Source organism: Salinifilum ghardaiensis, from assembly GCF_054491345.1.
The window spans coordinates 2,499,924-2,514,230 of record NZ_CM137101.1 but is presented as its reverse complement, the minus strand read 5'-3'; the positions used below and the strand labels follow the sequence as shown (position 1 = coordinate 2,514,230).

16 protein-coding genes and 1 pseudogene are annotated in these 14,307 nt (G+C 73.7%); 15 read left to right on the top strand and 2 right to left on the bottom strand.

The genetic code is table 11. The features are described 5' to 3' along the window. Window positions 1-7: 7 nt before the first annotated feature. The 10 genes and pseudogenes from lhgO to ACVGV0_RS11465 all read left to right on the top strand — a co-directional run bounded on the left by lhgO (window position 8) and on the right by ACVGV0_RS11465 (window position 8,974). Window positions 8-1,249 (top strand): L-2-hydroxyglutarate oxidase, encoded by a 1,242-nt coding sequence (gene lhgO / locus ACVGV0_RS11510; RefSeq protein ID WP_459159853.1) that lies wholly within the window; start codon window positions 8-10, stop codon window positions 1,247-1,249. 100 nt (window positions 1,250-1,349) lie between these two features. Then, window positions 1,350-2,648, top strand: coding sequence for an Nramp family divalent metal transporter (locus ACVGV0_RS11505; protein ID WP_459159852.1), 1,299 nt, complete (start codon window positions 1,350-1,352; stop codon window positions 2,646-2,648). A 328-nt stretch (window positions 2,649-2,976) separates the two neighbouring features. Continuing rightward, window positions 2,977-3,360, top strand: coding sequence for a helix-turn-helix domain-containing protein (locus ACVGV0_RS11500; RefSeq protein ID WP_459159851.1), 384 nt, complete (start codon window positions 2,977-2,979; stop codon window positions 3,358-3,360). Between the two features lie 172 nt (window positions 3,361-3,532). Continuing rightward, window positions 3,533-3,964, top strand: coding sequence for an ImmA/IrrE family metallo-endopeptidase (locus tag ACVGV0_RS11495; RefSeq protein WP_459159850.1), 432 nt, complete (start codon window positions 3,533-3,535; stop codon window positions 3,962-3,964). Next, on the top strand, window positions 3,964-5,199 hold the full coding sequence (locus tag ACVGV0_RS11490; RefSeq protein WP_459159849.1) for an MAB_1171c family putative transporter: 1,236 nt from the start codon (window positions 3,964-3,966) through the stop codon (window positions 5,197-5,199). Before ACVGV0_RS11495 ends, ACVGV0_RS11490 begins: the two co-directional genes overlap by 1 nt. Then, entirely contained in the window at window positions 5,196-6,416 is a 1,221-nt protein-coding gene (locus tag ACVGV0_RS11485) for an amidohydrolase family protein (RefSeq protein WP_459159848.1), read from the top strand. Before ACVGV0_RS11490 ends, ACVGV0_RS11485 begins: the two co-directional genes overlap by 4 nt. Then, a pseudogene (locus ACVGV0_RS11480) lies at window positions 6,413-6,706 on the top strand (NAD-dependent epimerase/dehydratase family protein); the annotation flags it as partial. The gene ACVGV0_RS11485 and the pseudogene ACVGV0_RS11480, both read left to right, overlap by 4 nt. Continuing rightward, window positions 6,622-7,347, top strand: coding sequence for an NAD-dependent epimerase/dehydratase family protein (locus ACVGV0_RS11475; protein ID WP_459159847.1), 726 nt, complete (start codon window positions 6,622-6,624; stop codon window positions 7,345-7,347). The pseudogene ACVGV0_RS11480 and the gene ACVGV0_RS11475, both read left to right, overlap by 85 nt. A gap of 98 nt (window positions 7,348-7,445) precedes the next feature. After that, entirely contained in the window at window positions 7,446-8,156 is a 711-nt protein-coding gene (locus ACVGV0_RS11470) for a DsbA family oxidoreductase (protein ID WP_459159846.1), read from the top strand. Continuing rightward, the gene (locus ACVGV0_RS11465; RefSeq protein WP_459159992.1) at window positions 8,153-8,974 is read left to right on the top strand and encodes a maleylpyruvate isomerase family mycothiol-dependent enzyme; all 822 of its coding nucleotides are present in this window, start codon (window positions 8,153-8,155) and stop codon (window positions 8,972-8,974) included. Before ACVGV0_RS11470 ends, ACVGV0_RS11465 begins: the two co-directional genes overlap by 4 nt. Before the next feature lie 32 nt (window positions 8,975-9,006). Here the strand turns inward: ACVGV0_RS11465 and ACVGV0_RS11460 are convergent, their stop codons facing one another. Together ACVGV0_RS11460 and ACVGV0_RS11455 are read right to left on the bottom strand one after the other, a co-directional pair. Continuing rightward, the gene (locus ACVGV0_RS11460) at window positions 9,007-9,363 is read right to left on the bottom strand and encodes a histidine triad nucleotide-binding protein (RefSeq protein WP_459159845.1); all 357 of its coding nucleotides are present in this window, start codon (window positions 9,361-9,363) and stop codon (window positions 9,007-9,009) included. Window positions 9,364-9,444: 81 nt separating this feature from the next. Further along, window positions 9,445-10,455, bottom strand: a complete 1,011-nt coding sequence (locus ACVGV0_RS11455) for a GlxA family transcriptional regulator (RefSeq protein WP_459159844.1) — start codon at window positions 10,453-10,455, stop codon at window positions 9,445-9,447. Window positions 10,456-10,554: 99 nt separating this feature from the next. Between ACVGV0_RS11455 and ACVGV0_RS11450 the strand changes: the two genes are divergently transcribed. The 5 genes from ACVGV0_RS11450 (at window position 10,555) to ACVGV0_RS11430 (ending at window position 14,277) form a co-directional block, all read left to right on the top strand. Further along, window positions 10,555-11,193 (top strand): HD domain-containing protein, encoded by a 639-nt coding sequence (locus ACVGV0_RS11450; protein ID WP_459159843.1) that lies wholly within the window; start codon window positions 10,555-10,557, stop codon window positions 11,191-11,193. Between the two features lie 210 nt (window positions 11,194-11,403). Further along, the gene (locus tag ACVGV0_RS11445) at window positions 11,404-12,504 is read left to right on the top strand and encodes an LLM class flavin-dependent oxidoreductase (RefSeq protein ID WP_459159842.1); all 1,101 of its coding nucleotides are present in this window, start codon (window positions 11,404-11,406) and stop codon (window positions 12,502-12,504) included. Beyond that, on the top strand, window positions 12,494-12,730 hold the full coding sequence (locus tag ACVGV0_RS11440; RefSeq protein WP_459159841.1) for a hypothetical protein: 237 nt from the start codon (window positions 12,494-12,496) through the stop codon (window positions 12,728-12,730). The genes ACVGV0_RS11445 and ACVGV0_RS11440 overlap by 11 nt, the downstream gene beginning before the upstream one ends. Window positions 12,731-12,879: 149 nt before the next feature. Beyond that, complete coding sequence (locus tag ACVGV0_RS11435; RefSeq protein ID WP_459159840.1) at window positions 12,880-13,362, top strand: VOC family protein; 483 nt, start codon at window positions 12,880-12,882, stop codon at window positions 13,360-13,362. 351 nt (window positions 13,363-13,713) lie between these two features. Further along, window positions 13,714-14,277: a hypothetical protein gene (locus ACVGV0_RS11430; RefSeq protein ID WP_459159839.1), complete on the top strand. Its 564-nt coding sequence runs from the start codon at window positions 13,714-13,716 to the stop codon at window positions 14,275-14,277. Window positions 14,278-14,307 lie beyond the last annotated feature (30 nt).

Genomic DNA, 14,307 nt, shown 5'->3' with positions numbered 1-14,307 from the left:
GATCCGGATGGCCGTCGACACCGACATCGTGATCCTCGGCGGCGGCATCCTCGGCCTGGCCACGGCACGTGCGCTGCGCCGCGCCCACCCGGCCGCGTCGGTGACCGTGCTGGAGAAGGAGTCCCGCTGGGGTGCGCACCAGTCCGGGCACAACTCCAACGTCATCCACAGCGGGCTGTACTACGCCCCGGGCAGCCTCAAGGCCCGCCTGGCCCGCACCGGCGGCGAGGAGATGATCCACCACTGCCGCGAGCACGGCGTGCCCGTGCAGCGCACCGGCAAGCTCGTCGTCGCCACCCGCGACGCGGAACTGCCCCGCCTGGCCGAACTCGCCCGCCGCGGCGCGGCCAACGGGGTCACCGCGCACCGCCTGGACCGCGCCGAGATCGCCGCCCGCGAGCCGCACGTGGCCGGCATCGCCGCCCTGGCCGTGGAGGACACGGCGATGACCGACTTCGGCGCGGTCTGCCGCGCCCTGGCCGCCGAGGTCGCCGCGAGCGGCGCCGAGCTGCACCTGGGCACCGCGGCCCGCGGCATCACCCGCGCCGGCGGGCGCACGGTGGTGCGCACCGACCGCGGCGAACTGCGCGCGCGGGTGCTGGTCAACTGCACCGGGCTGCACAGCGACCGCATCGCCGCGGCCGCCGGCGCGCGGCCGCCGGTGCGGGTCATGCCCTTCCGCGGGGAGTACGCCGCCGTGGCGCCGCAGCGGCGCGATCTGATCACCAACCCGGTCTACCCCGTGCCGGACCCGGAGCTGCCGTTCCTCGGCGTGCACATCACCCCGATGCTCGACGGCGCGGTGCACGTGGGACCGAACGCAGTGCCCGCGCTGGCGCGGCAGGGCTACCGGTGGCGCGACGTCGACCCGCACCTGCTCGGCGAGCTGGCACGCGATCCGGCGCTGCGCGGACTGGCGCGCCGGTACTGGCGCTCCGGTCTGGCCGAGGTCGCCCGGTCGCTGGTGCCGCCGCTGTTCGTGCGCGAGGCCCGCCGGCTGCTGCCGGCGCTGACCGCGCGGGACCTGCGCCCGCACGGGGCGGGCGTGCGGGCGCAGGCGATCACCGCCGACGGGCGGCTCGTCGACGACTTCGTCCTCGACCACTCGCCCGGCGCGGTGCACGTGCTCAACGCGCCGTCACCGGCGGCCACGGCCAGCCTGCCCATCGGCCGGCGCATCGCCGCCGACGTCTGCGAACAGCTCGACCTGCCCGGGCTGGCCCGCGACCTGCGCGCCACCGGCGACTGACCACCGTCCCCGTCGCTCCGCTCGTCCCGACGACCGCCCACTCCCGGAAAACCCGTCGTTTCCCGCTCCGTTCTCCGTCCACGGCGAATCGAGGACTGCCATGAGCGCACCGCAGCAGCACGGAACGCAGCCCGAGGTCCCCGCCCCGCCGATCGGGTGGCGGGCCAAGGCCAAGCAGATCGGGCCCGGGATCATGGCCGCGGCCACCGGTGTCGGCGCCGGTGACCTGGTGGCCTCCATGGTCGCCGGTTCCCAGTACGGCTACACCCTGCTGTGGGCGGTGGTGCTGGGCACCGTGTTCAAGCTCGGCCTCGGCGAGGCCGTCGGCCGGTGGCACCTGGCGTCGAACCGCACCATGCTGGCCGGGTGGCGGGCTCTCGGCCGGTGGGCCACCGGGTTCTTCGGCGTCTACATCGTCATCTGGGGCTTCATCTACGGCGCCACGGCCATGTCGGCCTCCGCGCTGCCGCTGAACGCGCTGTTCCCCGCCCTGTCGGTGCGGTCGTGGGCGGTGCTGTGCGGACTGGCCGGGCTGGGGCTGGTGTGGTTCGGCCGCTACGCCGTGCTCGAGCGGATCATGACCGTGCTGGTGGGGGTCATGTTCGTCACCGTCGTGGGCACCGCCGTGCTCGTGGCGCCGAACCTGACGCTGCTGGCCGGCGGGCTGGTGCCCTCGCTGCCGGAGGGGTCGCTGGCCTACGTCCTCGGCCTGATCGGCGGTGTCGGCGGCACCATCACCATGGCCTCCTACGGGTACTGGACGCTGGCCAAGGGCTGGCGCTCGCCCCGCTGGCTGCCGTTCATGCGGTTGGACAACGCCCTCGGCTACACGATGATGGGCGTTTTCGTCGTCGCGATGATGATCATCGCTGCGGAGCTGCTGCTGGGCCGGCCCGTCGTCGACGGCGATGAAGGGCTGCTGCAGCTGGGCGCGACGTTGGCCGCGGATTACGGCCAGTGGGCGCGGTTGCCGTTCCTGGTGGGTTTTTTCGCCGTGACGATGACTTCGCTGATCGGCGTGTGGAACGGGGTGAGCCTGCTGTTCTCCGACTGGTGGCGCACCTGGCGCACGCCCCGGCAGGCTCCCGCCGAGACCGTCGACGCCTATGCGGAGCACGCCGGCGAGCACAGCCGCCCGTTCCGGGTGTACCTGCTGTGGTTGACGTTCCCGCCGATGAGCCTGCTGTTCCTGGACAAGCCGTTCCAGGTGACCATCGTCTACGGCGTGCTCGGCGCGCTGTTCATGCCCTTCCTGTCGGGCACGCTGCTGGTGCTGCTCAACTCGCGGTTCGTTCCCGCCGCGCACCGCTCGCGGTGGCTGTCGAACGCGGTGCTGGCGCTGTGCCTGGTGCTGTTCGCCGTGCTCGCCGTCGACCAGATCGCCGGCTACCTCGGCTGAAGCGCACCGCCCGGTGCGGACCGCAGGCCCGGGTGGCGCACCGCCCGGGCGGGCGAGGCCCCTACCCCCAGGAAGGGGCCTCGCCGCGCCGGTGTCGGAGGCTTCGGCGGCACGGGATCCGGCCGCACGCCGCCGGCAGGGCCGGCGGGCGCCGCCGTCGTGCACCCGCGGATCACCTCGGCGATTGAGGAGATCAAAGGTGTCATCTATAGTTTACGATGGCACGGCAACAGTACTGTCAGCGCGTCACGCAGTCAACGGACTCCGTCAACGGCACGCGACAGCACGTCATGCTGCCGACCGCGGTCGACACTGGCGAGGAGGGGCCATGAGCGACGACACCGCAGACAGCCGGGCCGCGTTCGGCGAACGGCTGCGCTGGCTCATGCAGACCTGCCCGCAACCGGACGGACGACCGTGGACCCCGGGGGCGGTGGCGAAAGCCCTCACCGCCGCCGGCCACCCCGTCTCCCGGCAGCACGTCTGGAAACTGGTGCGCGGCGGAGCGCAACCGAGCTTCGCCCTCGTCGACGCGCTGGCCGACGTCTTCGGCGTGAGCGTGGAGACCTTCAGCGGACGCACCGCCGATCCCGAACTGCCCGCAGCGCTGTACCGCGCCGGCGAACTCCCGCCCGAACAGCTGGCCCACCTCGCCCAGTACATCCGGTTCCTCGAATCCCAGATGGACCGCAACAGCGAGGAACCGCAATGATGTCCCGCGGTGCACAGACCCGCACAGACCTGCACGGGCCGCCCCGGACGTGCACCGCCAGCGGAGGTGAGCAGCGCTGAACGGAGAGGGAGCGCGGGCGCGGCGCGGCCGCGAACGACGCCTGCGGCGCGCGCTGCGCGCCACGCTGCGCACCGCCGGCATCGACCACCCGATGGACATGCTGGAGGTGTGCCACCGGCTCTCGCAGCGACGCAGCCGACCGATCCACGCCACCGCGTACCCGCTGGCGGCCAACGGCCCGTTCGGACTGTGGATCCCGGGCCGCAAGGCCGAATGGATCCTCTACCAGCAGCGGACCACTCCCCTGCACCAGCAGCACATCATCGCCCACGAACTCGGCCACATTCTCTGCGGCCACCGCCCGGACCCGATCCACCCCGCGGACGGGGTCGACACCGACGCCTTCGACTGGGGAACGCTGCGCCGCACCGCCTACGACACCACCCAGGAACACGAGGCCGAGACCGCCGCCACGCTGCTGCTGGAGACCGCGCGCACCCGCACCGAAGTGGCACTGCCCACCGGATCGTCCCGCGCGCAGCGCGCGCAGGAAGCACTCAGCCACGGGACGCGGTGGCCGTGATGCTCTGGCCGGTCACCAACCTCGTCGTCTGCGCGGTGCTGGCGGTGTTCCTCGTCCGCCTCGTCCGCGCCCCCGGCAACCGCGCCCTGTGGGCGGTGGTGGCCTGCCTGCTGCTGCAAGCCGGCGGCTACGGGCTGCAGCAGCTGGCCTACCTCGCCGCCGCGAACCCCGAGGCGGGCCACGGAGCGGCCAAACTGGCCCAGAACGTGGTGCTGCACGCGAAGTACTACGCGCTGGCGCTGTTCTTCCTGCTCTCGGTCGGCGGGGACCGCGCCCGGCGACGCGCGAAGCGGGAAGGCGCCCTGCTGGCGGTCACCGCCGCCCTCATCACCACGGCGATGTACCTGACCCCGCCACCGCTGCGCGACCACTCCTTCTCCACCGCGGACATGCAGGTGGCACCCATCGCCGCGTTCTACCTCATCGCCGGCGGGTACTTCATCCACATCACCGGCGCGGCCGCCCGGTGGTCCTGGCTCTACGGCGCGGAATCCGACCGGCGGCTGCGCGCGGGGCTGCGCACCGCCGCCGTCGGACTGGCACTGCAGGCCGCGGCCAGCCTGCTGCGCGCGGTGTTCGTGGTGGTGCGCTCCTCCGGCGGCACGATCCCCGAACCGGTCAACACCACCGCCCTGGCGATGCTCATCATCGCCAACCCGCTGTTCCTCGCCGGGCTGCTGCTGGCGCTCGTGCTCACGCAGCTCGCCCGGCTGCGCACGTGGCTGCGCCACCGGCGCCACTGGTACGCCCTGCGGCCGCTGTGGGACGTGCTGCACCCGCTCTACCCCGAGGCGACCCTGGACCCGCAGGCCCCCTCCGCCGGTGACCGGTGGCGCGCGGCGCGCGTGCACCGCCGCTTCTGGCGCCGCTACGTCGAGTGCCGGGACGGGATCGTGCAGCTCAGCCCCGACCTCGCCGCCGCGGGCTACGACCCGCAGGACCCGCCGCGGGCACAGGCCGCAGCGCTGCACGAGGCCGTGCAGCGGCAGCTGGCCGCCCGGCAGCCGCACCTGTCCCGCGCCGGCTACGACCCGCGAGCGCCCGTGGAACAACGCGCGGAAGCCATGCGCACCGCGCTGCGCCAGCAACGCGCCTGCGCCGAGCACACCCCCGACCTGCGCGCCGCCGTGCCGGTACTGACCAGCACCGACGCGGACGCCGACCTCCACCAGCTGCTGACCCTGTCGCAGGCCGTGGCCAACCATCCCGAAACACGCGAAAAGGCCAGTTCATGAGACTGATCACGGCGGAACGCGTCCTGCTCGGCCCCGCCGGGCAGAACCTGCACGACGGTGCGGTGCTCTGCGACGGCGACCGCATCCGCGCGGTCGGGCCGCGCAGCGAACTCGCGCAGCAGGCCCCCGCCGGAACCACCCGGGAAGACCACCCGCACGCGACCGTGCTGCCCGGACTGGTCAACGCGCACGTGCACCTGGCCTTCGACGGCGGCACCGAGCCCGTCACCGCGCTGCACCAGCGGGACGAGCCCAGCCTGCTGGCCGGCATGCTCGAACGCGCGCAGCAGGCACTCGCGGCGGGGGTGACCACCGTGCGCGACCTCGGCGACCGCGACGGCGCCGCCTTCCGGCTGCGCGAGGCCATCACCCGCGAGGACCTGACCGCCCCGCGGATCGTCGCCGCCGGAGCCCCGCTGACCGTGCCCCGCGGGCACTGCTGGTTCCTCGGCGGCGTCGTCGAGCACGAACGCGACATCCGCGAACGCATCCAGCGCACCGCCGAGCAGGGCGCCGACGTCATCAAGGTCATGGCCTCCGGAGGCCAGCTCACCCCCGAATCACCCCCCATGTGGCAGTCCCAGTTCACCCCCGCCGAACTGGCCCTGGTCGTGGACGAGGCCACGCGGATGGGCCTGCCCGTGGCCGCGCACGCGCACGGCAGCGACGCGATCGCCGCCGCCGTCGACGCGGGGGTGAGCACCGTGGAGCACTGCACCTGGATGGGAGCCGACGGGCCCGACCGCCGCGAGGACGTCGCCACGACGATGGCGCAGACCGGCATCTACGCCTGCGCCGCGAGCTCCCGCAACTGGCGCGCCCTCGCCGACAAGGCCGGACCGGAGAAGGCGCAGGCCATCTACGGCCGGCTCACGTGGATGGCCGACCTCGGCGTACCGCTCATCACCGGCACCGACGCCGGCCTGCCGGGCTCGGTGTTCGACGACGTCGTCGGGGCCCTCGAACTGTACGAATACCTGGGCTTTTCCCCCGCGGCGATCCTCGAGATGGCCACCACCACGAGCGCCACCGCACTCGGCCTCGGCGACTCCGCCGGACGCATCGCCCCGGGCTACGCCGCCGACCTCCTCGTCGTCCCCGGCGACCCCCGCGCCGACCTCGCCGTGCTGCGCCACCCGCACCGCGTCCTCGCCCGCGGACGCGCGGCGCTCACCGACGAGCACCCCCAGCAGGCCCCGCACCGCTCGCTCGAGTGATCTCGGTTCCGCGCCACGGACCGGCCGCCCGCCGAGCCCGGTTCCCTCAGCGGAACGGGGCGCGCGGCGCAGGAGGCGGGCTAGGCTGCCGGACCGTGCAACGCGTTGTGGTGACGGGCTCGTCCGGCGCGGTCGGTGCGGCGATCAGCCGCGAGCTGCACGCGGCGGGCCACCACGTGCGCGGCTGGGACCTGCGCCCCGGCGTGTGGACCGCGCACCGGGGGGACGTGCGCGAGGTGGCGCTGCGGCGCCGCCTGCTCGACGGGGCCGACGCCGTGGTGCACACCGCCGCGCTGCACGCCCCGCACGTGGGAAATGCCGCGGAGGACGAGTTCCACGCGGTCAACGCGCCGCGACCGCCGCGCTGCTGCGCGCGGCGCGCGCTCGCGGGGTGCGGCGGTTCGTCCATACCAGCAGCACCTCGGTCTACGGCCACGCGCTGGTGCCGCACGGCCGGGCGGTGTGGGTGGACGAGCAGTTGCCGCCGCGGCCGCGCGACGTCTACGACGAGACGAAACGCGCCGCGGAGCAGCTGGTCGGCGCCGCCCACGGCAGTGATCCGTCCACAGTGGTGCTGCGCATCGCCCGGTGCTTCCCCGAACCGGCGGCCGCGGCAGCTGCGCACCGGCTGCACCGGGGCGTGGCGCTCGACGACGTCGCGCGGGCCCACCGCCTGGCCGTGCAGCACACCGACGTCGGCGGGGTGTTCGTCATCGCCGGACCGCTGCTGTTCCACCGCAGCGACGCGGCAGCGCTGCGGCACGACGCGGCGTCGGTGCTGGCCGAGCGCGCACCGCGGGAGGTGGCGGTGTTCCGGTGGCAGGGCTGGTCGCTGCCGGACCGCCTCGACCGCGTCTACGACTCCACCGCCGCAGCGCGCCATCTCGGCTACCACCCCGTCCACGGGGTGCGCTCCCTCGCCGAGGAGTGACAGTCCCGCGCGGAACCGGGTAGGGGCGGCGGCCGACCGCGCCTGGGCCGAGGAGCCGTGCTTGACCGGGCGGGGTGCTGCTCGTAGCGTGCGCGGCCGTGATCGACGCGGCGCAGCACGAGGTGGACTTCCACCTCGATCCGATGTGCCCGTTCGCGTTCCAGACCGCCCGGTGGATCCGCGAACTGCGGCAACGGCTCGGCCTGGTGGTGCACTGGCGGTTCTTCAGCCTCGAGGAGATCAACCGGGCCGAGAGCCAGAAGCACCCGTGGCAGCGCGACTGGTCCTACGGCTGGTCGCTGATGCGCATCGCCGCGTGGCTGCGCCGCCGCGACGCGGCGCTGTGCGATGCGTGGCTGCAGCAGATCGGCTCGGCGTTGCACGAGCACGGCCGCAAGCCGCACGAGCCGGACACGGCGCGGCAGCTGCTGACCGACCTCGGCCTCGCACCGGGCGAACTCGACGCCGCGTTGGCCGATGCGTCCACCCACGACGACGTGTGGGCCGACCACCAGCGCGTCACCGCCGCGGGCGGTTTCGGCGTGCCGACGCTGTTCTTCGCCGACGGGCAGTGCCTGTTCGGCCCGGTGCTGGTCGACCCGCCCACCGGTGCGGCGGCCGAACGGCTGTGGCACGTGGTCACCGGCATGCTCGAGTTCGGCACGGTCTACGAACTGCAGCGGCCGAAATCGCCCGCCGACCAGGAGACCATCCACCGGGTGCTGCGGCCGTACCTGGCCGGGCGGGATTGGGTGAGCATCAACCGCGGCGAGGTCGTCGACGTCCCCACCACCGAGGAGGCCCCGTGAACGACGAGTTGTCCCCGCAGCGCCTGGTTCCCGCGCTGCAGCAGGAGTGGCGGGCGCTCGAGGCGCTGCTGGCCGACCTGCGCGAGGACGAGTGGTCGGCCCCCAGCGGACTGCCCGGGTGGAGCGTGCAGGACGTGGCCGCGCACATCATCGGCACCGAGCGGATGCTCTCCGGTGAGCCCACCCCGCAGGTCGAGGTGGACCCCTCCACGTTGCCGCACGTGCACAACGACATCGCCGCGCGCAACGAGTGCTGGGTGCGCTCGCTGCGCGGGCACTCCCCCGCGGCGGTGCTGGCCGCGTTCCGGGAGGTCACCGCCCGGCGGCTGGAGGCGCTGCAGGCCATGGGCACCGACGACTTCGCCGCCGCGGTGCCCACCCCCGTCGGCCAGGCCTCCTACGGCCGGTTCATGCGCATCCGCGTGTTCGACTGCTGGCTGCACGAGCAGGACATCCGCCACGCGCTCGGCCGCCCCGGCCACGAGGGCGGCCCCGTCGTCGACGCGGCCTTCGAGGAGATCACCGGCGCGCTGGGCTACCTCGTCGGCAAGCGCGCCCAGGCGCCCGACGGGGCGCGGGTGCGGCTGGAACTCACCGGCGCGGCCGCGCGCACGCTGCACGTGGCCGTCGACGGCCGCGCGGCGGTCGTGCCCGCGCTGGACGGTCCCGCCACGGCCGCGCTGCGGCTGGACGCGGTGTTGTTCGCCCGGCTGGTCGGGGGCCGCACCACCGCGGCCGAGCACCGCGCGGCGATCGCGGTGGACGGCGACGCCGAGCTGGGCAATCGCCTGGCCGAGCACCTCGCCTTCACGATCTGAGCGCGGCCGGCGGCGGCGCGCCGTGCGCGCCGTCAGCCGGGTGGCCAGCTGAACCGGCGTCCGCCGAGCACGTGCCAGTGCAGGTGCGAGACGGTCTGGCCACCGTCCCGGCCGGTGTTGCACACGAGGCGGTAACCGCTGTCCGCGATGCCCTCGTCCAGCGCGACTTGGTGCGCCTCGAGGATCAGCTCGCCGGCGAGTGCGCCTCCACCGGCCCGCAGCGACGCGAGGTCGGGGTGGTGTTCCTTCGGGACCACCAGCACGTGGCACGGCCCCTGCGGGTGCAGGTCGCGGAAGGCGAGCACGCGCTCGGTCTCGCGGACCACCGCTGCGGGCGCGGCGCCCCGCACGATCTCGCAGAACGGGCAGTCGTCGGTCGTTGTCGCCACGGTGCTCCCCCCCGCGTTCGTCGTTCTCGGGTTCGTCGTCGCGTGCTCAGCGCGGAGCCGGCTCCTGTTCCGGTCTCCTGCTCAGCCGGGGTCGCGTTCCTGCTCCTCCGCCGTGCCCGCCCCGGCCCGGGCGCCGCGGCGGGGCGGGCCGGTGGTGGTGAAGCGGTGGAGGTAGGTGGTGGGGGTGGTGCCGAGGTGGCGGGCGAAGGCGCGGCGGAGGGTTTCGTCGCTGCCGAGTCCGCTGCGCCGGGCCGCCGAGGTGACGCTGTGCCCGTCGAGGAGGAGTTGCTGCGCCTGGTCGAGCCGGATCCGCTCGACCCAGCGGGCGGGGGTGGTGCCCAGTTCGCTGCGGAACAGCCGGGTCAGGTGCCGGGGGCTGACGGCCGCGGCGCGGGCCATGGACGGCAGGTCGTGCTCAGCGGCCGGGTCGGCCAGCACGGAGTTGATCAGGGTGCGCACCGTCTCGGTGCGCGCGGGCGGAGTGGTGGCCGTGGTGAACTGCGCCTGCCCGCCGGGGCGGTGCAGGAAGACGACCAGTTCGCGAGCGATGCGGCGGGCCGCCTCGGCTCCGTGGTCGTCCTCGACCAGGGCCAGCGTCAGGTCGATGCCCGCGCTGATCCCCGCGGAGGTGACGAAGCGCCCGTCGCGGACGTGGATGGCGTCCGGTTCGACGCGCACCCGGGGGTGGCGGCGGGCCAGCGCGGTGGCGTGCCGCCAGTGCGTGCTCGCCCGGCGCCCGTCGAGCAGGCCCAGCTCGGCCAGGACGAACGCGCCGGTGCACACCGCGGCGACCCGCGCCGCTCGTGCCGCCACCGCCCGGCTCACCGCCAGCAGCTCCGCCTCGAGGGGCTGTTCGGCCAGGCGGTCGCCGCCGGCGACGAGGACCGTGTCGAGCCGGCCCGCCTCGGCCGCCGGCACGGTGCCGCTCAGCGCCGGTCCGGCCGCGGTGGTGACCTCCCCGCCGCGTGCGGAGATCAGCACCGGTTCGTAGTGGTGGCCGAGCCGGTCCGCCTGGTGCAGGACTTCCGAGGGGCCGCTGACGTCGAGCAGGGTCACGCCGTCGAACACGACGATCCCCACGCGGTGCGTCATGGCCGGATCCGTGGTTTCTCTGTCGGAACGGACATGGCGCCAGGCTACGCGCCCGGCGATGCTGGGGGCAGCAGTGCCGAGACGGGATGAGGAGAGAGCGTGAGCGAAACGATCGCGGGGGTGCGGATCCCGGACAGCGCCCTGGCGCGGGAGGCGACCGAGCTGGTGCGGGAGGCGGCGCCGCCGCTGCTGTTCGACCACTCCCGCCGGGTGTTCCTGTGGGCGTCGCTGCGCGGGCACGAGCAGGGGCTCCGGTTCGACGCGGAGCTGCTGTACGTGGGGGCGATGTTCCACGACCTGGGGTTGACCGAGCGGTTCCGCCGCACCGACCAGCGCTTCGAGGTCGACGGGGCCGACGAGGCCCACCGTTTCCTGCGCGCCCGCGGCGTCACCGGTGAGCAGGCCGACCGGGTGTGGACGGCGATCGCGCTGCACACCACCCCGGAGATCCCGCTGCACATGGCCTCCGAGGTCGCCCTGGTCACCCGGGGGGTGGAGCTGGACGTGCTGGGCATCGGCTACGACGCGGTCTCCGCGGAGCAGCGTGCGGCCGTGGTCGCCGCCCACCCCCGCCCGGACTTCAAAAACCGGATCCTGGCCGCGTTCACCGAGGGCATCAAGGACCGCCCGGGGACCACCTTCGGCAACGTCAAGGCCGACGTGCTGGCCCACTGCGTCCCCGGGTTCGTCCGCGACGACTTCGTCGAGGTCATCAAGAATTCCTCCTGGCCGGAGTGAGCGCGTCCGCGGGGCCGCTTCGGCGGTGGGCGTCGCCGCGGCGGGTTCGCTGTGTTCCTCCCCCCGAGCCCGGCGGGTTCGGGGGGGGGGACACCGAGGAGCCCGGTTGCCCCCGGTCGGCGGGGCGGGCGCTAGGCTGGGGAATGCATCTCGCGCGTAAAATGTTTCTACGCGAGAGATTCGCTCGGCGCCCGACCACGGAGGCACGCGATGCAGTTCGGCATCTTCACCGTCAGCGACGTCACCCCGGACCCGACCACCGGCCGCACCCCCGACGACACCGAACGCGTCCGGTCGATGCGGACCATCGCCCAGCACGCCGACCAGGCGGGCCTGGACGTGTTCGCCACCGGTGAGCACCACAACCCGCCGTTCGTCGCCTCGTCGCCGACGACGCTGCTCGGGAACCTGGCCGGCACGACCGAGAACATCGTGCTGTCCACCTCGACGACGTTGATCACCACCAACGACCCGGTGAAGATCGCCGAGGACTACGCGATGCTGCAGGTCCTCGCCGACGGGCGGATGGACCTGATGCTGGGCCGCGGCAACCAGGGCCCGGTCTACCCGTGGTTCGGCTACGACATCCGCCAGGGCCTCCCGCTGGCGATCGAGCACTACGCGCTGCTGCGGCGGCTGTGGGAGGAGGAGGTCGTCGACTGGCAGGGCACGTTCCGCACCCCGCTGCAGGGCTTCACCTCCACCCCGCGGCCGCTGGACGGGGTGCCGCCGTTCGTCTGGCACGGCTCGATCCGCAGCCCCGAGATCGCCGAGCAGGCCGCCTACTACGGCGACGGCTTCTTCCACAACAACATCTTCTGGCCCCTGCACCACACCAGGAAGATGGTCCAGCACTACCGCCAGCGGTTCGAGCACCACGGCCACGGCCGCGCCGACCAGGCCGTCGTCGGCCTGGGCGGGCAGGCGTTCATGCGCCGCAACTCCCAGGACGCCTGGAACGAGTTCCGCCCGTACTTCGACAACGCCCCCGTCTACGGCCACGGGCCGACGATGGAGGACTTCACCACCACCACGCCGCTGACCGTGGGCAGCCCGCAGCAGGTCATCGAGCGCTACGCGGCCATGGCCGACGAGGTCGGCGACTACCAGCGCCAGCTGTTCCTCATCGACCACGCCGGACTGCCGCTGAAGACCGTGCTCGAGCAGATCGATCACCTCGCCGAGGACGTCGTGCCCGTGCTGCGCAAGGAGATGGAGTCCCGCCGGCCCGCGCACGTGCCCTCCGACCCGCCCTCGCACGCCGAGCGCGCCGCGGCCCGCCGCGCCGAGCAGCACTCCGGTGACGCCTGAACCCCACCGCGCAGCCCGCCCCGGCTGCAGGTCGGTCGAACCGCTCGTGCCCATCTACCGCGATCTCGGTTTCGACGACCTCGAGGCCCGCGCCCGCGCCAGCCTGCTCATCTCCGGACTGCGCGGGCTGTGCCCGGACCGCATCGTCACCGGCGACATCCCCCGCATCGACGCCGCCGCGGAAGCCCTCATCACCACCGCCACCGCTCTGCCCGACGCGCACTGACGCGGGCGATCCCAACCCCGACGCGGGGGCCAGCGCGTGCGGACGGGACGTTGTTCCCTGTCCGCGCCGCCGTCGACGAAGCACCGTGGGGGAAAGCCCATCCTGCAGCGCCGCCGCCCGGCGGCGCCTCGGCAAAGGCGAGGGTCGTCATGACGACGTCGGTGATCCCCAATCTGTGGTTCGACGGGCAGGCCGAGCAGGCCGCCCACTTCTACACCAGCGTGTTCCCCCGCTCCCGCGTGGTGGCGGTGACCCGCTTCCCCGAGGGCGCGCCGCGGCCGGCGGGGTCGGTGATGACCGTCGAATTCGTCCTCGACGGCCACCGGTTCATCGCCCTCAACGGCGGGCCGGAGTTCACCTTCAACGAGGCGGTGTCGTTCCAGGTGCCGTGCGCCACCCAGGACGAGATCGACTACTACTGGCGCCGGCTCACCGAAGGTGGCCGGGGAGGCCCGTGCGGTTGGCTGACCGACCGGTTCGGCCTGTCCTGGCAGATCGTGCCCACGGTGCTCGAAGAGCTCGTCACCGATCCGGATCCGCAGCGGGCGCGGCGGGCCACCGAGGCGATGCTGGGCATGGGCAAGCTGGACATCGCAGCGCTGCAGCGCGCCGCCGAGGGCCAGCCCGCCTGAGCGGGGTGCTCCACCCGCCGCGCGGAACCGCGCGGGGTGCGCAACGCGCGGCGCCGCGCGGTTCGGGAGTAGCGTTGATCACACCGGCGCCGCGTCGCTGCGTGCTGCGCATCCCACCGGTGTGATCACGATGCGTGCCCTCCGGTGGGGACGGCGACCGCAATTCCACCAGGGCGGTCACGGAGCGTGCCGACCCGCCTCCCCCGAGCAGCGGAAGGTGGCATGTCGCACGCGGTTTCCGATGCCGGAGAGGGTTGAGCTTTATCGCACCGTTACCGGTAGGGTCTAGATCCAACCGGACCACCCCGGCCGGTGACAGTGACCAACACGCCCCCGTAAAGTCGATCAGGGATGACTGTTCAAGACGATCTCACCCGACCGTGGTTCCAACCGGTGCTGCCGTCGGAGTCCGCCCGCCCGCAGCACCCGCACCCTTCCCCGGACAGCGGATCGGACGCGACCGGACCGCTGACCACCCGCATCGAGGGGAACTTGTCCTTCGAGGACGCGGCGCACCCCCCGACCGCCACGTCCGCCCCCGCTCCCGCCCCCGCGGCCCCGGCCGACGGCCACGCCGTCGACCAGGTCGAGGTGACCCAGCCCTACATCCCCGCGATCCGCAACGAGCAGCCGGAATTCGCCAAACGCCTCAACCCCGACCCGCGCGGTGACACGCCCCCACCGCCGCCACCGGCCGCCCCGCACTCCCCGGCGGCCACCACCGCCCCAGCGGCAGCTCCGGCTGCTCCGGTGGCCGAGCCGACCGCCGAAACCACGATCGACACCACGCCCCAGCACGACGGCCCCACCCCCGAGGCCCGGCCGCGCAAGAGCTGGCTGCGCCGCGCCGTGCGCGCGATCATCGGCCCCGACCTGCTGCGCAAGGACCCGCCCAAACCCGCCAAGCGCTCCTGACCCCGCGGGGCGCTGCCGCACGAGACCCCC